The following is a 21,657-nucleotide window of genomic DNA, read 5'->3' on the forward strand; positions in this document are numbered from 1 at the left end:
TGCCAGGGAGGGTGAAGTCATGACTTGGTGACGATGCCCCTAAGATCCTGCCTCCCCATCATTCTGCCCCGTATCATTCTGCCTTCTCATCGTTTTGCCCCCATCGTTTTGCCCGTCTCTCTCTGCCATTTCCCCACCCCAACTACTGCGGCAGGTCGGCCTTGCCAGCGAGGAATTCGTTGCCGATCTCCAGAATCTTCTGGTAGCGTTGATCGATCGACATCGTGTCGCCCGTGGTCGCGACCATCATCATCGCGCCGGCGGCCATCTGTGCGGTCAACCGCGGGTCTGGGGGGACGTCGTCGAATTCGGCCGGTGCCATGCTGCCTTCACTCCAGGACGCGGCGGCGGCGACACAACTGGCCGGGTTGGCGTATTCCTGTTTTTCAGCGACCGCCATCGCCGCCCGGCGGTTCGGTTCACTCGGTTCCTTGAACCAAGCCATCACCAAGTCGAGGGCGTCACGTTCCTCACGGTCCAGGTCGCGTGGGAAGACCTCTTCGACGGCCCGGTAGGCCCAGAAAACGGTCTGGCGTTTGGGCAGATACAGCGTGGCGATTCGGATCGCGTCGGCAAAGAGTTTATTTTCGGTCAGGACGCGAATGAATTCTTCCGGCGAGTGACTGGGGCGAAACAGCTGCAGTGATTCCTCTTCCAGGTCGGTCAATTGGCAGAGTTCGACGGCGGAGAGTTTCGGTTGGTCGGGCGGTTCGGCTTCCTGCGGGTCATGTTTTTCATCGGCCTGACCGGGACGCCCCTGGATGACCGTTCGCAGCTGTGTTTGCCCGGCAACGATTTCGTCGCCGTCGACGATCGCGGCTTCCTCGATCGGCGTCTTATTGACGAAGGTCGCCGATGCGCCGGTCATGTCCCGAACCAGGCATTGATCGGATTGGCATTCCAATTCGAAATGCACATCGGCCATCTCCGCATCATCTGGAAAACAGACATCGGCGACATCACTGCTTCCGAACCGCGCCCGTTCGCCCGATTGCATCGGGATTTGTCGCCCCAGTGTGGGTCCTGCGGTGACCTGAAGAATGACTCTCATGGATGGAGACCCGGAAAAGAAGAATGTGGCTCGATGAGGAGGCGGGCGTCGGCGGCCGAGTGGGGTCGCAAGACGAATCAGTTAATTTTCGCCATCGCACCTTTCAGCGTCAGCATCGCGGAGGCGGCGGCGTCGACCATGGTGCCTTTGACTTCGGCTTTGACCTGGGCTTGGACGGAAACCTTCATCGCTTTGATGGTGATCCCTTGTTGGTCGATTTTGATGCTGCTTCCGCCGACCTTCAACAGGATCGACTTGGCCGCTTCGGTCTTGTGCGCCCCGGCCTTGATGCTGACCGAGTCATCGCCTTGGCTGATGACCGTGGTTCGGTTTCCCGTCTTGATCGTCAGGGCATCGTCGTCGTAGATGGTCGTCGAACGTTTTCCTTTTTCGATGGCGATGGTCGCGTCGCCCTTGCTGACCGTTTGGGTGAAATTTTTCAGGATCTTGATGTCCTGGCTTCCGTCCTTGGCTTTGGCGTCACCGATCACGACCTTTTGATTGTTAAAGATCTCGATCACCTGGTCACCGGCATCCTTCTTTTCGAAGCCGACTTTCAAGGTGTCGTTGTTTTCGACGATTCGTTCGAAATCCTTTTCGGCGTGAAAGTAGACCTGTTCTTCGCCCTTTTTGTCTTCGAACCGTAGCTCGTTGAAGTTTTGGTCCGTGCCTTTGGACGAACTGTGCGTCTTGATACCGCTTTGCGTTCGGTTGTCCGGCAACTTATACGGCGGCATCTCGTTAGCGTTGTAGACTCGGCCGGTGATGATCGGCCGGTCGGGGTCGCCCTCGAGGAACTCGACAATCACTTCCTGGCCGACGCGTGGGATGTGAATGCTGCCCCAGCGTTTACCGGCCCAGGACTGTGCGACGCGGACCCAACAGGAACTGTTTTCGTCCGACTTGCCTTCGCGATCCCAGTGGAATTGAACTTTGACGCGGCCGTACTTGTCGGTAAAAATTTCTTCGCCCGCCTTGCCGACCACGACCGCCGTCTGCGGCCCGCGAATTTTGGGCAGTGGCGTTTGTCGCTGCGATCGAAACACCTGGCGACTTTTGATCGCCTCGAAAGAGCATTCGGGCAACAGTTCGCTCTCGGCCTCCGATTCGGACTGTCCGGTTTCGGATTCGCTGGTGGTCAGTTCCAGATTCGTCGCGACGATCAGATACTCTGCGTTTTGATCGGAGCGAAAATGGCCGTCCAGCGAGAACAGGGAACCGGTTTGAAACCCGAGCACGTTGGCGCTGCCCCGCACGCGTTCAAACCTCGCCTCGTGTTCTTCGATGCGGCGATTCGTGTAGTGGGTCCCCTCCGCACTCTTGGTGTACTCGCCGGGATAGTCATAGACCTCAAACTTCGACAGATTGTGTTTGCGTTGACTTTTGGAAGTGGTCAACAGGTCGGCGTTGGGGCGTTCAAAATCGTAATCGTCCTGGACATACGCCCCCGTTTGAACCTCGTTGGATGCCGACCAATGATAGACATGCTCGATCTCGCGCAGCCGGCCTTCGTCGGGCGGAAAAAACGGGACGGTCGCATAACCGCTGGCCGCCGAATGAGCCGACGCGTCATCGGCCAGCACCATCTCATGTTTGGAGTCTTCGTGCGTGAAGAAGTAATAGACCCCTTCTTGTTCCATCAGGCGGCTGACGAAATCGAAATCGGACTCGCGGTACTGGACACAATAGTCCCATCGCCGGTACGTTTCACGAAACCGCAGAACGTAATCGGTGAAGCCGTGGTCACGGAAAACGGTTTCGATGATTTCGGGAACCGTTTTGTTTTGAAAGATTCGACAATTCGACGTGCGGGTCAAAAACCAAAGCCAGGGCACTAGCGTGGCGCGATAGACCGATTTCTGGCTGTGGCTTCCCGCCCACGAAAACCGATTGACCAACCCGTGAAAGTAGCGTGTCGAACCGTTGGGCAGCAGCACCGAAACACAAGCCGGTGTGCCGAGCAGGTCTTCAAGGACGATGTTGTGGTCGTCCGACAACAGGTCCAGAGAAAACTCGAAGGGGCATCCCAGTCGTTCAAACGCGGACATGCGATGGAACAGCAACTTGTCCGGCCCCGCCTGTGTGGTGACGGCGATCCCTCGATTTGTCTGGGACGAACTCATAGTTTAGCCAATCTCAATGCGCCTGATCAGGGACAATCCGTAGAGGCGGGATTGTACAGTATCGCAGGACTTCCGCACCAGACTGCGACCGATGGCGGCCGACGTCGTCAAACGCGCCGGCGTCGGCCGATTCGACCGCGACGTCACTTCTTTTTCAGCGCCGTCACGACCCAACCACCGACAGGTTGTTTCACCTCGCGACGCAGCACGACGGGCCGGATCTCATGAAGGCGAAGCGATGCTGCGGCGATGCAATCACACAAATAATCCTGGCGATGGCTGTATCGGCCGTGCGGATTCAACTGGTAGGCGGGCGCGGCTTCTGACTCCCCCAGACTTTCGACCGTAAAGACCAATGTCCCCGCGGTCCGCAGCGACTCGGCCGCGGCGGCAATGGCACGCTTGAGGTCGCCGAAATAGATCAAGGTGTCGGCGGACACGATCAAATCAAACGTGCCCGGATGATCAGACATGTACGCAACCAATTCGGCCTCGACCAGTTCGTCATAGACCTTTCGCGATCGGGCCTTGACCATCATTTTGGGCGACAAATCGATCCCGACCAATCGCTCGGCATAGGAGCGCAGGTCTTCACCGCACAACCCCGTCCCACAGCCGGCATCGAGCACCTGCAGGTTTCCCGGGGGATTGGGGATCAGATCTGAAAGTGCGTCGGCGATCAGAGCCGGCGCGCGATAGTCCAACCGCTGCAGGACTTCATCAAAACTGGCGGCAAACGCATCGAACGATTGTCGCACGTAATCTTCTGAACATCGATCCGGCACGTCGTTTCCTTCGCATGCGGCCAGCATGTGTTTGGCGATCGGGTTGTCTGGATCGGTTTTCAGCCAGCTTCGATACACGACCACCGCCTCGTCGACCCTGCCGTAAACGTACAACGCCCGCCCCAAGCTCAGGTGCGCGGTCGAGAGGCGTGGGTTGATTTCGACGGCTGTTCGCAGCGCGGTCAAAGATTCCTCTCGCTGTCCTGATGCCTTGAGCGCGTTGCCGAGATTCAGGTGGGCGTCGGCGTGACGAGGCTGCACCTGAATCGCGTGCCGAAACGATTCGATCGCCTCGTCGGTCCGCTTGAGTGCCCGAAGCACCGCGCCCAGATTATTGTGCGCATCGGCATGATCGGGAGCCGCTTGAATCACGCATCGGTACTCGGCCTCGGCCTCATCGAAACGCTCAGACTCCTTCAACACGTTTCCCAAATTATTGCGAGCGCCGTGGTAGGCCGGGTTTCCGAGGAGTGCCCTGCGAATCAACCGCACCGCTTGCTCGGAATCGCCTCGCTGATGTCGCAGAACGCCCAGGAAGTGTTGTGCGTCGACGTGATCGGGGTCTCGTTCTAGCGCACGCTGATAAAGCTCCTCCGCCTCATTCAGGTGCCCGCCTTGATGCAGCGAGACGGCTAACGAGACGACGTCGGCCACGGGAGGGGATTGCGGGGAGGTTGCCATGGCAGAGTGATTCCAGGGGAGCGTTGAAGGCGTACCAGGCGACAGGAACGGATGGCACGAGCAGAGGTGTTGGTGCCCAGGCTTTAGCCGACCGTTGCCAACCTCCAAAACCCGGATGCCACCAGGTACGGGCGGATTCTCGGGGTCCAGACGTGATCGACGAAGGCGCGGCCGCCGGCGGACAATTTTCCTCCGGGCAAGTTCTCATGGGGCGTCAACTTGGGATCGTAACCCTTTTCCAGCGAGGAAAGCTTTGGGTTCTCGGGAGCCGACAAGCGAGCCGCGATCGAATCGAACAAGAAGTGCGGCGGCAACGGGACCGCTGGGGCGGGGGCCATGTCGTGATCGGCCTCGCCGCCCGAACATTTGGCGTCCGCGTTTTTCTGCGACGCGTGGCGGTCGCCGGCGGCCAGCTGCAACGCCCGGCGCAAATCGTCGATCGTCTGGCCCAATCGCAGATCGCTGGGAGGAAGCAACGAGGTGTCACTGATCCGCGCCGGCGCTTGCGGGGCACAGAACACGTCGTACAACGCCACCGCGCCGACCGCTTGCGGGCGGAATTGGTATTCACGCGTCAGGTATAGAAACAGGACGTCGGTGTTGAAGGACAACACACAGTGCGTGAGCAGCTCGATCAATTCCCGTCCGCCCTGTTGAAAACACGTCTTGGTGCAAATCGGCACGTGCTTCTGGCTCCTATCGTTTGGGGGTGTCGCCTGCGGCATCGGCTTCGCCGCCGGCCGCCGCCGCCGGGGGCAAGGGATAGGCAGTGACGCCTTGCGCGTCAATCACAGCTGCCCGCGTCGAGACGCAAGCATGATCGTCCGCCTCGTTCGGCTCATAGTCGCTGACGGAAATGACGAACACCTCAGGCGACGCAGTTCCGTCGATCTGATTCAAGATCTGTGTCAGCCCTTTGCACAGGTAGCCGTTGCACACTTTGGATCGCATTTCACGCGGCAAGGTGCATCCGGACGCCGCATGGTAGACACAGGAATCTTCGTACGTCCGGTGGCCGATGCGGCTGACATACGCGGACAGCACATCGCGTGGTCGTTGCTGCGGATGCTGTTCCATGTAGCGGACCATCGTTTCGACGTTGATGAACGCGTGCCCGCTGCCTTGCGGGCAGCAGTGACCGCGACAGACGGCACAGCCATTGCCGAGCACGGCGAGCTGGGTTTCGCCCAGACCGGACGGTTCGTCATACAGGTCGGGTTCGCAGTCCAACGTCGCGTTTCCGAACCGGATCGCCGCGGCCTGACTGACAACACCCATCAGACGGTCCACGAATTCCCGAATCCGCCGCTTGGGCAATTCGGTCAATCGACGGCGGTTGGCCGGAATCACGCTGCGGGCTCGATCGTTTGACGCTGCAATGACCTTCGAATCGACGAGTGATTGTTCGGCCGCGGCGGCTCGCTGTTGCAATGCAGTTTTGCGACGAAGTTCGGCTTGGGCTTGCTCGCGAACGTAACGGGTCTTGCACTCACTGCGGCCACAAATCTTTCCGACGGCTTGTTCGCCGACCGTCAAAACGCTGCCGCACAAGATGCACGCGGCGGCGTGATGCGAATGAAATGGGTTGCGGGTCGGACGATCGTCATGCACAGCACCCCCGTCAACTCCGCCGGAACGGTGGTGGTTCAGTGGCGCAGGACCCGACATGGAGCGACTCAAAAAAACGTTCGTTGTGTGGCAAGACCCGTCGACTTTCGGTCGGATCGACGCGGCGGGATCCGATCGACTGCCTCATCTTAAGGTCTGGTTGCTCCACTGCCTACCGAGAGCGAGCCCGCCGGTACGATCAGCTGCGAATAGGACGCTGGTACGAATGGTGCGGACGGAAGTGTTGGTATGCAGGCTTTACCCGCCCGACTGTCGCTGCGTTGCAGCGACCCGAAATCGCCTCAAGGCTAGACACCAACGGTTGCCGCTGTGCCAGATCCGCGGTGTCCGTTAGACTCACGCTCGGACAGGGCGGTCGAATCGGCGCGACGTCATCGACGCCAACGTCCATTCGTTACAAATTTCTACGCGACGGGCTGGATTATGGCGAGCGAGGTGTCGGGGGAAACCAGTGACCTCCTCAATGAAGCGATTCGATTGCATCACGAGGGAGAACTCACCAAGTCGGAACGGCTGTACAAGGAGGTGCTCGAGCGCGAGCCCGAACAAACCGTCGCGTTGGGATTGCTGGGCGTGATCGCGGCGCAATTCGGGAATTTGGAATTGGCGATCCAGCGTGTCCGCCGATCGATCGCGATCGACCCCAATCAGCCCGGCGCGCTGAACAATCTGGGCAACATGCTGGCCGAAGCGGAACGGTACGACGAGGCCATCGATGCGTATGAACGTTCGATTCACTTTGACCCCGATGACCCCAACGTCCACCTTCATCTGGGACACGTCTACGGCTCCCTGAATCGCCACCTGGAAGCGGTGGCGGCGTACAAGCGGGCGACCGACTTGGATCCCAGCGACGCGGCGCTGTGGAACACGCTGGGTTGGGCGCTGGATAAAATCGGTCGGCTGGACGATGCGATCGCGGCCTTCCAACGGGCGATGGATCTGGACGCAAACTACATCTCCCCAAAAGACGGCATGGGGAAAGTGTTCCGGCAAATGGGGCGTTTGGAAGATGCGTTTGCGATCTATCAACAGTGGTTGGCGATCGAACCGGACAATCCGATCGCGCAACACTTTGCACTCGTCTGCCGACCGGGCGAGTCTCCGCCCGACCGCGCGTCATCCGATTACGTCAAACAAACCTTCGACGTCTTTGCCGAACGATTCGAGTCGCTGCTGACCAATCTGGACTACCGGGCGCCAGAGTTGCTCGCAAACATCATCGAAAAACTGATCGCGGATGATGATCGCGGCAAACGGAAGGTCGTCGACCTGGGATGCGGAACAGGGCTTTGCGCGAGTTACCTGCGGAAATACGCCGACCGTTTGGTGGGCGTGGACCTGTCGGCCGGAATGCTGGCCCGGGCGCGGCAGAAAGAGCAGTACGATGAGCTGATCGAAAGCGAGTTGACCGCGTACCTGGACGCTTGCGAGGAAACCTTTGACCTGATGATCTCGGCCGACACGCTGATCTATATCGGAGACCTGCGGTCCACCTTCGACGCGGCATCACGCACCCTGCGGCCCGGCGGGTTGCTGGTCTTTAGCCTGGAAAAGCTGAGCGGCGAACCCTGCGAGCCTTCGCCAGCCGGCGCGGAAAACCACGCCCCGGCCAAACACCGCCTTCCCGACGACGGATACCAGCTGGGCACGTCGGGGCGATACCAGCACACCGAGGCTTGCGTACGAACCTGGCTGGAACAGAGCGGCTTTTCCACCGCGGTGTTCCGCGAGGCGGAAGTCAGAAAGGAAGGGCACGAAAGCGTGACCGGATTCTTGGTCGCCGCCCATCGCAACGAAGCATCTTGAGGTGCTCTTCCCCCATGAAAGGCTCTGATTCCGTGATCTCTGAAACGACTCTGGTCCCGCTGTCGGCCAACGACGCCTCTTGTTTTCGCGACGTCTGCCGCGCTGCCGGCTATTCGCAGACAAAGCTTCACGAGACGTACGAATTCCTGGTGCCGCCTCCCAGCGACCGTTTGCCGCCAACGCTACTCTCTTCGCTTCGCCCCTGCCAGAGTCCGTTTGACGTGCTCTCCAGACTGTTTTTCTTGGGGATCGCCGTCGATGCCGACGTCGCCGCCGGGCTGCTTCCCAGCGCGATGGTTCAGTCGTGCCTGCAAAGCGGCTTGGCATCGAAACACGATGGCAAATTGCGCCCGGCCGCGACCCTGGTCCCGGTGGACGACCTGTTGTTCGCCGCCGATCTGCAGCGGACCGACTATCTGGACAACGACTTGTTTGTCCCCACATTGTGTGACGCGGCATTGCATCTCAATGCGGTGGCGATTCACAACCGAGGCGGCAAAACGCTAGATCTTTGCAGCGGGTTTGCATTGCATGGGATCACCTCCAGCAGACACAGTGAGTCGGTGGTTGCCTCGGACTTGAACCCCAGGGCGGCAGAGTTCGCTCGTTTTAACGCCGCGCTGAACGGTTGTGAAAACGTGCGTGCCGTCACCGGCGACCTTTTCTCGGCGGTCGCCGGCGAGCGTTTTGACACCATCCTGGCCAATCCTCCGTTCATCATTTCCCCGTCCGCGGTGACGACGTATCGCTACAGCCCGTTCGAGCTGGACGGGTTCATCAAGATGATGTTCGCCGCTGTCCCCGAGCATCTGGAAGAAGGCGGAACGTTTCAGGCGATCTGCGAATGGGTCGAACTGGAAGGCCAGGATTGGCAGGACCGATTGAGAAGCTGGTTTGCCGGTTCGAACTGCGACGTCTGGGTGCTTTCGGCCAATCGCCAATTCCCATCGACCTATGCCCGCAGCGTGCTCAGCCAATCCATCGCCGATGAAGTCGAATTGTCGAGGCAACAGGAGCAATGGGAGCAGTACCTTCGCCAGCGCGGCGTCGCTGCGATCCAGGGCGGGTTTATCTTCTTGCGACGACGCCGGGGGAACAACTGGTTCGATTTCACGGAGCTGACCAAGCCGGTTCGCGAGCCCATCGGTGATGCGATCGCCCAAGGGTTTGCGAGCCGCGACATCGTCTTTGGCAGCGACGGCGATGACACGCTACTGTCATGCCGACTGGCCGTTGCAGACGACTTGCGTCAAGTCGAAACCTCTCACTGGAAAGACTTTCGCTGGAAACGCGACTCGATCGTCCTGCACCTGGACAAGGGGCTGCCGGTGACCATCGGAATCGACGGCTACATCCGGACGCTGATCGAACAATTTGACGGCTCGCGGAATGTTCGAGAGTGCCTGGACCTGTTTTCCAAAGAGATCGGACTGCCGATCGAAACGGGGCGCAAGAAGGGGCTGGAGGTGGTGCGCTCGATGTTGAAGAACGGGATCCTGGTCGCGATGCCCTCGTGAGACCTGATCGTTCGCGGCCTGTTGATCAGACCAGGCCGCAGCGTGAGCAAGGGACGCAGCGAGATCCACTCGCTTGCGTTTCGGGCTACCCGGACATCGCCACTTCGCTCATGAAACACCGTGAATCGCCGGTCGGACGTAGCTACCTTCGCCAGAAGGTGGATCCCCAGGGTTTTCCACGCTCTGGCGAGCGTAGCTACACCAAAGATCGTTTGTGGCAGCGGAATTCGCCAAGAATTTCGGCTTATCCCGTGTGGACTGCTGCGAGACGAAAGCCTTGGCGGCTTCCGCTACGGGTTTAGGGATACGGGTCTAGGGACAAAGCCTGGTCAATCGTTGGGCCGTTCAGCCGCTGGCGCGAAACCGTTCGATCAGCTCGCGGATCGTCGCTTCATTGGCGTAGTACTCTGGCTCCACGTCATGCTGCTGGTGCCAGCGCAAGAATTCGAGCAACTCCGGCGGTTTCAGTTCATTGATCAACGTCGGATTGATCGGAAACTGATAGCCGTGCTCCTGGATTTTCTCACACACCTGAATCAGTTCGGACGCGTCGAGCAGGTTGGCGGCCCCGGCATCAACGAGCGCATGGACGCCGAGCGGAGTGGGCGCGGGGTTTTGGGTCAGGAATCGGTCGACGACCTGCCAAACGGTCGCGACCTGCAGCGTCTGGCGCAGATCGCTCTGCGGCACGGTGCGCGGAGAATCCGGCGATGCGGCCGGCGGCGCAGGACCGGAGACGAGTTTTTTTAGCCAAGCGAACATCACCAGAGCATAGCAGCAACACCACCGCGGCAACCAGATCGACGCTCACCGGTCCAGGGCGTGCGGTTTTGAAATCATCCTCCTGGCCGGAGGGTCGAGCGCAACGTGGGGCATAGGCATCAAGTTAAGACAGGGAACGATCGAACACGCGACGTCACCCTCCCTTCCAGTGCGTTGGTGCCTACACAAATCGGTCCGCAATTCAGAGCATGGCTCCCCTCTCCCTAAAACATATTGCGCAAACAGAATTCGATCGCGGAAGGATGATGACCGCGATCGGTTTTGGGGAGCGGGGTTGGGGGTGGGCTGGCGAAAATCAATGGAACTTGGAACGTTGGGTAGGTTCGGGGACGTCCAGCAATTCTGCTGGATCCCTCGATTGCAAATTGCAAACTGTTCATTGCAAAATTCAAATTTGCCGGGAATCGTCGCTCAAATCATTTCGCAATTTGCACGGTTCATTTTGCAATTTTCAATCGTTGCCGGCTCACCAGTTTTCGACGCCACGTACTTTTCATCAGGCTAGGCTGGGGTGAGGTGCCGTGCAGCCAATCAGTTTTCGCGGCGCTGGCCCCCTCATCCCCAGCCCTTCTCTGTGCGCAAAGCCGGGGGAGAAGGGAGCCATTGTATGTTGTGTTGACTGCGCGTTGTGTTGACATCAATGCTTCCAAAGTGGGTTTCGTCTTAGCTTGATGCCGATGGAGTTGATCACTTGCCCGGCCAGATTGGAAAAGCTCGATATTGCAAAGGCGCAAAACAAAACGCGACCCGGCCGTGATCGACCCGGGTCGCGTTTGAGACATGAATGATTGGTCAGCGTGCCGGGGTGTGGAGACTGGAATCAGTCCGCCGTCACTCAAACGCTGGCCTTTCGGCCATTGGTTCGAGTGAACCCTGCCACGCAAGTTGAGCGTACGGCTCGTTACCAGCCGCCGCGGCCTCCACCGCCGCCGCCGCCGTAACCACCACCGCCACCGCCGCCGCGGTTTCCGCCACCGCCGCCACGATAACCGCCACCGCCGCCACCACGCGGCGCTCGCTCTTGGGCTTCATTGACCCGCAGCGGACGGCCTTCAAAATCCTGTCCGTCCAGGGCCTCAATCGCTTCCTTTGCCGCTTCATCAGGCATCGTCACAAAGCCGAAGCCGCGGCTTCGACCCGTTTCCCGGTCGGTCAACACGATCGCGTCGTCAACCTGACCGTACTGGCTAAACACTTCTTCCAGCTTTTCCGTCGTAACGGCCCAAGCCAGATTTCCCACATACATCTTCATCGCTACTACAGCTCCAAATTCCAGAAGGCCTCATCACTCGGAGCTGTCCGCGACGCACAATTGGCGTCCATTTCGTTCTGAGAGTCTCGGTCTTCGATCTCGCCGGACGACGACAACCGTCGTCCGCACTTGGGCACAGTGTAACACTATTTCCAGGTGGGCTGGGAGTGATTCTTTGGGGGATTATGCCAGGATACCCAAAAATATGGGTACGTTTTTGTCCCTCCAGCCGCGTTTCGGCGCCGTCGCCGCCGGCGTGAACCGGCCGATCCGCCGTCGGCGGGGCGTTTTTTCATCCGTCCCTCGGCTGGGATTCAGGCCGCAATCCGCCTAAATTGCACCGCGAATGATGCGTGAAAGCAAAGGAAAACTTAATGAAAAACGCTGCAATCGGCCTGTTGTTGGTCGCCGCCCTGCTGTTGGGATGCAACTCGGGCAATCCAACGTCCTCGACATCCACCGGCACCGCAAGTACCGGCAAGAAGTTGCGGGTGGTGGTGACCGTCGGCATGGTCGGCGACCTGGTCCGCAATGTCGGCGGTGACCGGATTGAGGTGACGCAGATCTGTGGCGCCGGAGTGGATCCGCACTTGTACATGCCGACGCGCGACGATGTCCAAGACATCATGGAGTCCGAAGCGGTGTTTTATTGCGGGCTGATGCTGGAAGGCAAGATGGCCGACACGCTCGAGAAAGTCGGTCGCACCAAACCGGTGTTCGCGGTGACCGACGCGATCAATCGCAGCCGGCTGATGTCCGCAGAGTCGGGGCAAACCGGCGAGGGCGGACAATCCCATGGCGACCCCCATGTTTGGAACGACGTGTCGATGTGGAGCGAGTGCGTGGACTTGATCCGCGATGAATTGACGCGTCTTGCACCCGAACATGCCGATCTGTTTGCGGCCAACGCGGCGGCCTATCGAGCTGAGCTGGAAAAACTGCACGCCTACGGGATCCGGGCGATCGCCACGATCCCCGAAGAAAGTCGCTTGTTGATCACGTCCCACGATGCCTTCAACTACTTCGGCCGTGCGTACGGTTTGGACGTCCGCGGGATCCAAGGGATCTCGACGGAATCCGAAGCGGGGTTGCAACAGATCAACGCGCTGGTCGACCTGCTGATCCGCCGCAACGTCAAAGCCGTCTTCGTCGAAAGCAGCGTTTCGCCCAAGAACGTCGAAGCGTTGATCGAGGGCGCCGCAAGTCAGGGGCACACGGTCACCAAGGGCGGCATGCTGTTCAGCGATGCGATGGGCCGCGAAGGCACCTATGAAGGCACTTACATCGGAATGCTCGATCACAACCTGTCGACCGCCACGCGGGCACTGGGCGGCCAAGCCGATCCGGGCGGGTTCCAAGGCAAACTGAGCGGCCAAACGGAACATTGACAGCTGCCGACGACGGCGCGATCCGAACATGTTGAATCCACAAGAACGAACCGACGAAACGAATCTGCCGACGGCCGCACGCGACGATGGGTCGGGCGCGGACGTGCCCTTGTCGGTGTACGACTTGACCGTCGCCTACCACCGCAAACCGGTGATCTGGGACGTCGGCTTCGATCTGCCGGCCGGCCAACTGATCGGCATCGTCGGCCCCAACGGCGCCGGCAAAAGCACGTTGCTGAAGGCCGTGATGGACTTGATCCCGCGGGCGTCCGGGCGGGTGCGGATCTTCGGTGACACCTACCGGGACAATCGACATCGCGTCGGCTACGTTCCGCAGCGGGAAAGCGTCGACTGGCAATTCCCCGTCAGCGCCTTGGATGTGGTCGCGATGGGGCTGTACGACAAAATCGGTTGGTGCCGACCGGTCCGCAAAAAACACCGCGATCAAGCCCGCGAAGCACTGACGCGTGTGGGGATCGGCGACCTGGCGGACCGGCAAATCAGCCAGCTGTCCGGTGGCCAACAACAGCGAACGTTCTTGGCCCGAGCGCTCGTTCAAGACGCCGACTTGTACCTGATGGACGAGCCCTTCGCGGCCGTCGACGCGGCGACCGAACGCGCGATCGTCGAAATCCTGCGTGACCTGAAGGCCCGTGGAAAGACCGCCGCGGTCATCCATCACGACCTTCAAACCGTTCCCGAGTACTTCGATTACGTCGTGCTGCTGAACATGCGCGTCGTCGCACACGGAGCGGTCGAAGAAACGTTCACCCAAGACAATTTGCAAAAGACCTACGGCGGGCGATTGACACTGTTGGACGAAGTCACCGAAGCGATGCGGCGACGTGAGAGTTCGATTTGAGCGTTGGGAGTTGGGAGTTGGGAGTTGGGAGTTGGGAGTTGGGAGTTGGGAGTTGGGAGTTGGGAGTTGGGGTGAATTGGACTGCAGGCGAAACGCAATGTGGCATGCGATGGCACACAGGTTAAACGCATTGGTTGGCAACGCCGCCTGCGGTGGTCGCAGCTTGCCACTGGTGCGCGGGTTGTTGCTGCTGGTCCTTTTGACGGTGTCGGCAACGGTGTGTCACGCGCGGGGCCGACATCCGCAAAACGATGGCTCTCGTCCGGCCGCGTTTCAGTGGGCCGATACCCAATGGGGGCGGGTGTTGCTGATGAAGGACTACAACACGCGGATCGTGATTTTCGGCGTCGCCGTGCTTGGCGGTGCGTCGGGATTGGTCGGCAGTTTTACGTTGTTGCGCAAGCGTGCATTGATGGGCGACGCGCTCAGCCACGCCAGTTTGCCGGGGATCGCGATCGCCTTCATCGCCGCCAATTGGTTCGGCGGCAACGAAAAGTCGCTGCTGTGGTTGTTGGTCGGGGCGACCGCCAGCGGGCTGTTGGGCGTCGCGGTGATCTTGGTGATCCGCAACCAGACACGGTTGAAGGAGGACGCGGCGTTGGGGATCGTGTTGAGCGTGTTCTTCGGGGCCGGCGTGGCGCTGTTGGGCGTCATCCAGCAGATGGACACGGGACATGCCGCGGGACTGGAAGGGTTCGTATACGGCAAGACCGCTTCGATGCGTGCCGCCGATGCCAAACTGATCGCCGTCACCTCGCTGATCGTGATCGCGGGCTGTTTGATCCTGTTCAAGGAACTGAAACTGCTGTGCTTTGACGAAGGATTCGCGGGAGCGCAAGGGTTCCCCGTGGTCGCGCTGGACGTCGGATTGATGTCGATGGTGGTGCTGGTGACGATCGTCGGATTGCAGGCGGTCGGCTTGGTGCTGATGATCGCGTTGTTGGTGATCCCGGCCGCCGCGGCTCGATTCTGGACCGAGACGATGTGGCGGATGATGCTGTGGGCGGCGCTGCTGGGGACTTGCGGCAGCATCGTCGGCGGGCTGGTCAGCGCGTTGTTCCCCGGGCTTCCCTCGGGCGCGATGATCGTGTTGGTGTGTTCGATCTTTTTCTTCATCAGCATGATGCTGGGAACTCGCCGCGGCGTGCTGATTCGATTCCTGCGACGACTGCGGCTCAATCGTCGGATCGATCGCCAGCATTTGTTGCGGGCGATGTACGAGCAGATCGAGAAACATTCCGGTGGCCAAGCCGGTCGCGACCTGGCGCTGCGGACCAACCGACGGACGCCCGTCACCATCGATCAACTGCTTTCGATGCGGAGCTGGTCACGCCGTCGATTGTGCCGAGCGATCGATCAAGCCGACGAAGATGAATTGCTGCGGATGCACGAGGGCACCTGCAAACTGACGCAGGCCGGATTCACCGAGGCGGCACGTTTGACCCGCCAGCACCGCTTGTGGGAAATGTATTTGATCGCTTATGCGGACGTGGCGACCGCCAACGTGGACCGCGATGCCGACAAGATCGAACACGTGCTGGCGCCCGAAGTGATCGATCAGCTGGAAGACCTGTTGGACGAACAGGGGATGATGATCCCGGTGCCGATCAGCCCCCACGGGATCGTCAACGACGACCCAACCGCGGTCGCAGGGAATCCGCCCGACAGATCCCCGGAGGCTTCGACGTGATCAGCGAGACGTCTTTGTCGATGACCGGGCCGTTTTTGTCGATGACCGGGCCGTTTTTGTCGATGACCGGGAAGGCACCTTGCCTGGGTTTCTCGTGGAGCTGGATGCTGGACGGTTGGATCGTCGTGGTCGGCGCATTGTCGGCGGTCGCGTCGTCGTTGCTGGGGAATTTTCTGGTGCTGCGAAAGATGAGCATGTTGGGCGATGCGATCACGCACGCGGTGCTGCCCGGGATCGCGGTCGCGTTTCTGGTCAGCCAGACCCGAAGCAGCTTGCCGATGTTTGTCGGTGCGGTGGTGGTGGGATTGCTGACGGCATTGTTCACCGAGTGGATTCGGGGGGCCGGCGGCGTAGACGAAGGGGCGTCGATGGGCGTCGTGTTCACGTCCCTGTTCGCGCTCGGATTGGTGATTCTGGTGCAAACCGCCGACGCGGTGGACTTGGATCCGAATTGCGTGTTGTACGGATCGATCGAATTGACGCCGTTGGATACGGTCGCGGTGCTGGGTTACCAGGTGCCCCGGGCGGCTGCCGTGCTGTCGGTGGTGACGGTGATCAATGCGTTGTTCGTGTTGTTGTTTTTCAAAGAGCTGCGTTTGACTTCGTTCGATCCGGCGCTGGCGACGACGATGGGGTTCTCGTCGACCTGGATGCACTACGGGTTGATGGTCCTGGTCTCGGTGACCGCGGTGGCCTGTTTTGAAAGTGTGGGTAGCATTTTGGTGGTGGCGATGTTCGTGGTGCCCGCCGCGGCGGCCTACATGCTGACCGATCGGTTGGGCGTGATGATCGCGATCAGTGTCGCACTTGCGATCATCTCGGCGGTGCTGGGCCATCTGATGGCGCTCAGCATTCCGACATGGATCGGCTATCGCAGCACGACGACGTCGGGAATGATCGCGGTTGCCGCCGGAGGCCTGTTTTTCGCCGCGGCGACCTTCGGGCCGCGGCATGGCGTTGTCGTCAAACTGGTGCGACGTCAACTGTTGTCACTTCGCATCTTGTGTGACGACATCGTCGCGTCACTGTTTCGCGGTGAAGAGCTCGAGCACCCGGCCCCCAAGACGACCTGGCTGGCGGGAGAGCTCTTTGCGTCGACTTGGTCGATGAAGATGGCGCTGACCCTGCTCCGCCGGCGCGGCGAAGTCGTTGTGCATGACGATGCACTGCGATTGACGGAAATCGGACGCGAACGGGGACAACGATTGGTCCGATCGCACCGATTGTGGGAGCAATACCTGGTCGACCGTGCGGGCAGCGGGGCCGAGCGGATTCACGACCAGGCGGAGCGGTTCGAGCACTTCACCGACCGAAACCTCCGCGACGAGCTGGCCAGGGAGACCGACGCACCGGTCGAGGACCCGCACGGCCGGCCGATTCCCGACGAGAACTAAACCCGAGCGAGAGCTAAAAAAGTCCTCCCCGATCGCGTTATTCGTGGCCTACGTTTTTCCTGTAGGGCGTACTTGCGACAGGCCGCGAGTACCGGTCAACCACGAATCAATCTGATAGGACGATGGCTACAATTCCCGCAAAACGCAGCAGAACGCTCGTCGACACGGAGGTCCAAGGCAGCTTGGTCCGCCGCGTGGCGTTGCATTGGATCGTGTTCTTCGTCTGCAACACGATCGCATTGACGTGCTGGATTCGATTGTTCGAGCAACCCGATGCCGATTGGGGCCAGACCTTCGCCGACACGCTGCGACGGTTCTTGCCGTTCTTTGTGATCACGGTCGCATTGATCCCCGCGTTCGTCTGGGACACGTTGAAGCTGAGCCATCGTTTTGCCGGTCCGATCTTGCGATTGCGAAACACGCTGAAAGACATCAAGGCAGGCCGCGCGGTCGCCCCGCTGAAGTTTCGCGACAACGATTTCTGGCAGGAAATGGCGTCGAATTTCAATGACGTGATGCAGTTGCGGCAAGCCGACGAGTCATTGGCGACGACCGGCACATCGGCCACGGACAATGCAGGAGAGCGGTCCGATGGGTAGTCCATCCCGGGGTGGTTCGACGGGTGGCCGGCGGCGACGAGGACGCAAACGAGGCGGGGTCGCGGCGGTCGAATTCGCCGTCTGTTTGCCCGTCATCGTGCTCCTGGTGTTCGGATCGATCGAAGCATCCAGTTTTATTTTTTTGAAACAATCCTTGAGCGTGGCGTGTTACGAGGGGATCCGCGAGGCCGCCAAACCGGGCAGCACCGAGTCCCAGGCCGATGCCCGCGCGCTTGCGATCCTGGAATCGCGCGGCGTCAACGATTTTGAAATCCGATTTCCCTCGGGCGTGGAAAACTTGCAACGTGGCGATCAGGTCATTTGTGAAGTTTCCGCCCCCACGCAGACCAACAGCCCGATCGCGGGCGAATTCGTCAGCAACCGAAACCTGACCGCCCGCGTGGTGATGTTAAAGGAATAGAACAAGCGTGCCCCTTTCCACTGCCCCCCTTGTTGGATTCAAACCGATGGTCACCCCGACTGCCATCCGTCGGCGGAAACGCCGCGGTGCGATGTTGATCCTGATCCTGGTCATGCTGGTCGGGTTCGTCGCCACCGTCGCCTTTTCGGTCGACATCGCCCACATGCATCTGTCCCGGACCGAGCTGCGTTCGGCCACCGACGCGGCCAGCCAGGCGGCGTCCCAGGAGTTGTCGAGAACATTCGACACGTCGCTCGCGATCCGCAAAGGCCAGGAGGTCGCATTGCTGAACCGAGTCAACGGCCAGCCGCTGCAACTGGAAAACAGCGACTTCGAATTCGGCCGCAGCGATCAAGACGCCGAAGGGCGATTCGTGTTTCGCGACGGCGCCACTCCGATGAACACCGTTCGTGTGACCGGGCGGCGAACCAGCGGTTCGGCATCGGGCGCGATCCCATTGTTGTTCGGAAACGTCTTGGGGTTCAGCACCTTCGAACCGGAACTGACTTCGGCGGCGACCTACATCGAACGCGACGTCATCTTGGTGGTCGACCGCAGCGGTTCGATGACCGGAACCAAGTTCGCAGACCTGCAAACCGCGATCGGCGTGTTCGTCGCCACACTGGGCGCCACACCGGTCAACGAACAAGTCGGGTTGGCGTCCTACAACCAGACCGCCACCCAAGACGTCCAATTGACGGTGAATCTGGGTGAAGTGACCAGCGGCTTGTCCGCCTTGGTCACCAGCGGACGCACGAGTATCAGCCGCGGCATGCAAGCCGGACAAGCAATCATCAATGCCGGACGCGATGAACAGTTCGTGGAACGCACGATGATCGTGATGACCGACGGTTTGCACAACGAAGGTCCCGAACCGGCGACGGTGGCGACGGAACTGGCCGCCGACCAAATCCAAATCCACACGATCACGTTCGGCAGTGGCGCGGACCAAAACCGCATGCAAACGGTCGCAGCCATCGGCGGCGGACGACACTTCCACGCCCTCAGCGCCGCCGAATTGGTCGAGGCCTATCGAGAGATCGCACTCACGCTTGGAACGGTGATCACAGAATGACAGCCACAACAAGCCCCGCGTTGGCGACACACAGGAGCGTCCCGCACGTGAATGCCACAAACACAGCCGACCGATCCGCCCCGAACCGTCGTGCCGAGGTGCGCCCCGGGCGATGCCGAGTTTGCCGAACGCGACGACGCGGTGTCCGCCCCCGTCGCGGTGCGGCGATGGTTGAATTCGCGATCGTCGCGCCGCTGTTGTTCTTCTTCTTTTTCGCGGCCTTTGAATTCTGCCGCGTCGCGATGATTCGACACACCGTCGACAATGCGGTGTACGAAGGCTGTCGTCGAGCGATCGTCCCGGGAGCGACCGCGGCCGACGCCCGTGCCGCGGCAAACAACGTGCTGGGGACTCTGGGTCTGCGGGCCACGACGGTCGATGTTTCCCCGTCGACGATCAACAACCAAACCCCCGAACTGACCCTGACCGTGGAAGTCTCGCTGGATGCCAACACGTTTGTGCCGCCGCAGTTCACCGGCGGCAGCACAATCACGCGGACGCTGACGATGCAGCGCGAGGGTTCGGCGCTCTAGCTTTCCGTCTCGCCCTCAGCTGCGGCAAGCGGTCGTGGACGACGCGAAGAGTCCTGGCAGTTCGCAATCCGAATGGACGCGTCGCCTCGTCCACTACACCAAAATCAAGCTGCGGCGGATTACCAGGACCGCCGTGATGATTTAAAATCGACGGACTCGCATGGACCGACGGCCGGCCGGTGATGGGCTACACTGGACCCTTCGCCCGATCCCGACTCGGATGACATCAAAGTCGGGACCTCCGTTCCAGTCTTTTCAAAACAGGCCGATGGGAATCCGATTTTCGTGTCACGGTTGTGCGAAACCGTTGAACATCAAATCCGACTTGGCGGGGCGTCGTGGGGTTTGCCCCGAGTGCGGCACCCGGTTCCGAATCCCCCTGGCCGATACGGAGTTCTCGACGCCGATCGCCACACCGCGCCCCAAAGCGGCAGCTACACCGGCAGCGGCAACCACGCCGCCAGCAGCGATGCAACAAGAGCGGGCCGCCGCGGACTCCCCGGAAAGCGCACCGCAGGCGGAAAACGTGTCCGACGCAACAGCGACCGACAGGACAGCGACCACTGCGGCATCGCCGACCGCGGCCGCGGGTTCCGCCACCGCAGAACCCGCCGGTGAGGATCTCGCGGGTGGAAATCTCGCCGCGGCGGAACCGGAGATTCTTTCCGGCGATTCGGCCGCGACCTGGTACGTCCGCCCACCCAGCGGGGGGCAATACGGGCCCGCAACCTCAGCGATGCTGAAGATCTGGATCGGCGAAGGACGCGTGGCCAAATCGGCGTTGCTGTGGAAGGACGGCTGGCCGCAGTGGCGTGAAGCGTCTGATGCGTTGGCGGAGATCGCCGAATCGCTGCCCGGGGCACCGTCAACGAGCGCGATCGAGCCATTCTCCGATGCCTCCGGTGGGACCAAACTGACCACCCCGATCTCCCACGAAAAGACGAGTCGAATTGGCTCGGATTTCGCCGGTGATGCCAAAATCGGTGCGGTGCGACGCAAGCGTTCCTCGCGGCGGATCACACTGGTCGCCGTCTTGGCCACCCTGGTCGTCGGTTTGTTTGTCACGTTGATCCTGGTGGCCTCGACCAGCGGCTAGCTCGGCGGCGGATCGTTGTTCGGCGCCGCTTTGCCTACGAAACGTCGTGAATTGCCGATTGAAGGTAGCGACCTTCGCCAGAAGGTGGATCCGCCGTGTTCTCCAAGCTCTGGCAAGCGTAGCTACGTCGACGTGACGCGGACCGGTTCGCTTCGACAAAGCATCGCCCGCCGACTTTCAGACCCTTTGCCAGATCGGCTAAAGTGTCCCAAGATTAACCGTCTGTGCTTCCCTTTCTCACCTGACCCTCGCGGAGTTCCCAAATGCGATCCCCCTATGCAGCCGCTGGCCCCCTCGCCCTGATTGCAGCATTCCTGACGTCGACCGTCCTTTTGACCGCTTGCCCGGTGCAGGCCGAAGAGGCGAAGAAGGCGGGCGAGACGATCAGCGTGCTCGGAAAAGCGGAGATGAAGGTTCCCGCAGAATTCAAGCGAGCCGAACGCGCCTCGCGAATCATTGAACATGAGTTCAAGGTCGGCGAAGGTGAAACGACGGCGCGGTTGACGATGATGGCGGCCGGCGGTAGCGTCGACGCGAACATCAAACGATGGAAAGGTCAGTTTTCCGGCGGAGACGATGCGGCACAAAAAACCGAACAAATGGACATCGGCAAATGGTCGGTCCACATCGTCGACGTCAGCGGTGCCTACGCCGAACGCATGGGCGGTGGCCCGTTCGCCGGAGGCAAGGTGGTTCAGCGAGAAAACTATGCGATGACCGGCGCGATCATGGTCGAACCGGAAGGCCGCCAGTATTTCGTCAAAATGATCGGGCCTGCCGAAATCGTCAAAGGCAACCGCGAAAAGTTTGTGGCGATGGTCAAATCGATCGGCAAGTAAACCGACCGCTGTCGTCAATCGAAACCGGCGAGCCGCCTGGCACTTAACGGCGCTCGCTTGATTCGCAGCATCTGATTCCAGGCAACGCTCTGGAAATTCGACACTCGAGTTTCCCAGCACGAATTTCTGA

General features: G+C 60.4%; 19 protein-coding genes. 12 read left to right on the forward strand and 7 right to left on the reverse strand.

Annotated elements, in window-relative coordinates:
• Nucleotides 1-142: 142 nt before the first annotated feature.
• From H1B37_RS26995 to H1B37_RS27015, 5 genes are all read right to left on the reverse strand, one after another.
• Nucleotides 143-1,051 (reverse strand): FHA domain-containing protein, encoded by a 909-nt coding sequence (locus H1B37_RS26995; RefSeq protein WP_182870394.1) that lies wholly within the window; start codon nt 1,049-1,051, stop codon nt 143-145.
• A 77-nt stretch (nt 1,052-1,128) separates the two neighbouring features.
• Nucleotides 1,129-3,174 carry a type VI secretion system Vgr family protein gene (locus H1B37_RS27000; protein ID WP_182870395.1) on the reverse strand — a complete coding sequence of 682 codons (2,046 nt, stop codon included), beginning with the start codon at nt 3,172-3,174 and terminating at the stop codon, nt 1,129-1,131.
• A 143-nt stretch (nt 3,175-3,317) separates the two neighbouring features.
• Entirely contained in the window at nt 3,318-4,640 is a 1,323-nt protein-coding gene (locus H1B37_RS27005; RefSeq protein WP_182870396.1) for a tetratricopeptide repeat protein, read from the reverse strand.
• An 83-nt stretch (nt 4,641-4,723) separates the two neighbouring features.
• A complete protein-coding gene (locus H1B37_RS27010; protein ID WP_182870397.1) occupies nt 4,724-5,323 on the reverse strand; it encodes a hypothetical protein in 600 nt (199 codons plus the stop codon).
• Between the two features lie 13 nt (nt 5,324-5,336).
• Entirely contained in the window at nt 5,337-6,251 is a 915-nt protein-coding gene (locus tag H1B37_RS27015; RefSeq protein ID WP_182870398.1) for a hypothetical protein, read from the reverse strand.
• Nucleotides 6,252-6,692: 441 nt separating this feature from the next.
• Between H1B37_RS27015 and H1B37_RS27020 the strand changes: the two genes are divergently transcribed.
• Together H1B37_RS27020 and H1B37_RS27025 are read left to right on the forward strand one after the other, a co-directional pair.
• Nucleotides 6,693-8,078, forward strand: coding sequence for a tetratricopeptide repeat protein (locus H1B37_RS27020; protein WP_182870399.1), 1,386 nt, complete (start codon nt 6,693-6,695; stop codon nt 8,076-8,078).
• Between the two features lie 14 nt (nt 8,079-8,092).
• Complete coding sequence (locus tag H1B37_RS27025) at nt 8,093-9,595, forward strand: methyltransferase (protein WP_182870400.1); 1,503 nt, start codon at nt 8,093-8,095, stop codon at nt 9,593-9,595.
• 345 nt (nt 9,596-9,940) lie between these two features.
• On the opposite strand, the gene H1B37_RS27030 is transcribed toward H1B37_RS27025, so the two are convergent.
• Both H1B37_RS27030 and rbp read right to left on the reverse strand, forming a co-directional pair.
• Nucleotides 9,941-10,357, reverse strand: a complete 417-nt coding sequence (locus H1B37_RS27030; protein ID WP_182870401.1) for a hypothetical protein — start codon at nt 10,355-10,357, stop codon at nt 9,941-9,943.
• A 922-nt stretch (nt 10,358-11,279) separates the two neighbouring features.
• The gene (gene rbp, locus H1B37_RS27035; protein WP_182870402.1) at nt 11,280-11,630 is read right to left on the reverse strand and encodes an RNA-binding regulator; all 351 of its coding nucleotides are present in this window, start codon (nt 11,628-11,630) and stop codon (nt 11,280-11,282) included.
• A gap of 374 nt (nt 11,631-12,004) precedes the next feature.
• On the opposite strand from rbp, the gene H1B37_RS27040 reads away from it, so the two are divergent.
• The 10 genes from H1B37_RS27040 to H1B37_RS27085 all read left to right on the forward strand — a co-directional run bounded on the left by H1B37_RS27040 (nt 12,005) and on the right by H1B37_RS27085 (nt 21,527).
• Nucleotides 12,005-13,018: a metal ABC transporter solute-binding protein, Zn/Mn family gene (locus H1B37_RS27040; RefSeq protein ID WP_182870403.1), complete on the forward strand. Its 1,014-nt coding sequence runs from the start codon at nt 12,005-12,007 to the stop codon at nt 13,016-13,018.
• A 28-nt stretch (nt 13,019-13,046) separates the two neighbouring features.
• The gene (locus tag H1B37_RS27045; protein WP_182870404.1) at nt 13,047-13,880 is read left to right on the forward strand and encodes a metal ABC transporter ATP-binding protein; all 834 of its coding nucleotides are present in this window, start codon (nt 13,047-13,049) and stop codon (nt 13,878-13,880) included.
• A gap of 109 nt (nt 13,881-13,989) precedes the next feature.
• Entirely contained in the window at nt 13,990-15,570 is a 1,581-nt protein-coding gene (locus H1B37_RS27050) for a metal ABC transporter permease (protein ID WP_182870405.1), read from the forward strand.
• Complete coding sequence (locus H1B37_RS27055) at nt 15,567-16,964, forward strand: metal ABC transporter permease (protein WP_353620933.1); 1,398 nt, start codon at nt 15,567-15,569, stop codon at nt 16,962-16,964. The genes H1B37_RS27050 and H1B37_RS27055 overlap by 4 nt, the downstream gene beginning before the upstream one ends.
• Before the next feature lie 122 nt (nt 16,965-17,086).
• The gene (locus H1B37_RS27060) at nt 17,087-17,563 is read left to right on the forward strand and encodes a hypothetical protein (protein ID WP_182870406.1); all 477 of its coding nucleotides are present in this window, start codon (nt 17,087-17,089) and stop codon (nt 17,561-17,563) included.
• Complete coding sequence (locus H1B37_RS27065; RefSeq protein WP_182870407.1) at nt 17,556-17,984, forward strand: TadE/TadG family type IV pilus assembly protein; 429 nt, start codon at nt 17,556-17,558, stop codon at nt 17,982-17,984. Before H1B37_RS27060 ends, H1B37_RS27065 begins: the two co-directional genes overlap by 8 nt.
• 46 nt (nt 17,985-18,030) lie before the next feature.
• Entirely contained in the window at nt 18,031-19,059 is a 1,029-nt protein-coding gene (locus H1B37_RS27070) for a vWA domain-containing protein (RefSeq protein WP_286178237.1), read from the forward strand.
• 167 nt (nt 19,060-19,226) lie between these two features.
• On the forward strand, nt 19,227-19,592 hold the full coding sequence (locus tag H1B37_RS27075; protein ID WP_286178238.1) for a TadE family protein: 366 nt from the start codon (nt 19,227-19,229) through the stop codon (nt 19,590-19,592).
• A gap of 307 nt (nt 19,593-19,899) precedes the next feature.
• The gene (locus tag H1B37_RS27080) at nt 19,900-20,688 is read left to right on the forward strand and encodes a GYF domain-containing protein (protein WP_182870409.1); all 789 of its coding nucleotides are present in this window, start codon (nt 19,900-19,902) and stop codon (nt 20,686-20,688) included.
• A 263-nt stretch (nt 20,689-20,951) separates the two neighbouring features.
• Nucleotides 20,952-21,527: a hypothetical protein gene (locus tag H1B37_RS27085; RefSeq protein WP_286178239.1), complete on the forward strand. Its 576-nt coding sequence runs from the start codon at nt 20,952-20,954 to the stop codon at nt 21,525-21,527.
• The last annotated feature ends 130 nt before the right edge of the window (nt 21,528-21,657 follow it).

The organism is Stieleria mannarensis (assembly GCF_014154935.1).
Taxonomy (GTDB): Bacteria; Planctomycetota; Planctomycetia; order Pirellulales; family Pirellulaceae; genus Stieleria; species Stieleria mannarensis.

Bases quoted from the DNA above. Each gene is read 5' to 3' on its own strand.
- H1B37_RS27025 (WP_182870400.1), top strand. From the start codon at position 8,093: ATGAAAGGCTCTGATTCCGTGATCTCTGAAACGACTCTGGTCCCGCTG.
- rbp (WP_182870402.1), bottom strand. From the start codon at position 11,630: ATGAAGATGTATGTGGGAAATCTGGCTTGGGCCGTTACGACGGAAAAG.
- H1B37_RS27065 (WP_182870407.1), top strand. From the start codon at position 17,556: ATGGGTAGTCCATCCCGGGGTGGTTCGACGGGTGGCCGGCGGCGACGA.
- H1B37_RS27020 (WP_182870399.1), top strand. From the start codon at position 6,693: ATGGCGAGCGAGGTGTCGGGGGAAACCAGTGACCTCCTCAATGAAGCG.
- H1B37_RS26995 (WP_182870394.1), bottom strand. From the start codon at position 1,051: ATGAGAGTCATTCTTCAGGTCACCGCAGGACCCACACTGGGGCGACAA.
- H1B37_RS27045 (WP_182870404.1), top strand. From the start codon at position 13,047: ATGTTGAATCCACAAGAACGAACCGACGAAACGAATCTGCCGACGGCC.
- H1B37_RS27085 (WP_286178239.1), top strand. From the start codon at position 20,952: ATGCGATCCCCCTATGCAGCCGCTGGCCCCCTCGCCCTGATTGCAGCA.
- H1B37_RS27050 (WP_182870405.1), top strand. From the start codon at position 13,990: ATGGCACACAGGTTAAACGCATTGGTTGGCAACGCCGCCTGCGGTGGT.
- H1B37_RS27060 (WP_182870406.1), top strand. From the start codon at position 17,087: ATGGCTACAATTCCCGCAAAACGCAGCAGAACGCTCGTCGACACGGAG.
- H1B37_RS27070 (WP_286178237.1), top strand. From the start codon at position 18,031: ATGGTCACCCCGACTGCCATCCGTCGGCGGAAACGCCGCGGTGCGATG.
- H1B37_RS27030 (WP_182870401.1), bottom strand. From the start codon at position 10,357: ATGTTCGCTTGGCTAAAAAAACTCGTCTCCGGTCCTGCGCCGCCGGCC.
- H1B37_RS27075 (WP_286178238.1), top strand. From the start codon at position 19,227: ATGGTTGAATTCGCGATCGTCGCGCCGCTGTTGTTCTTCTTCTTTTTC.
- H1B37_RS27040 (WP_182870403.1), top strand. From the start codon at position 12,005: ATGAAAAACGCTGCAATCGGCCTGTTGTTGGTCGCCGCCCTGCTGTTG.
- H1B37_RS27000 (WP_182870395.1), bottom strand. From the start codon at position 3,174: ATGAGTTCGTCCCAGACAAATCGAGGGATCGCCGTCACCACACAGGCG.
- H1B37_RS27005 (WP_182870396.1), bottom strand. From the start codon at position 4,640: ATGGCAACCTCCCCGCAATCCCCTCCCGTGGCCGACGTCGTCTCGTTA.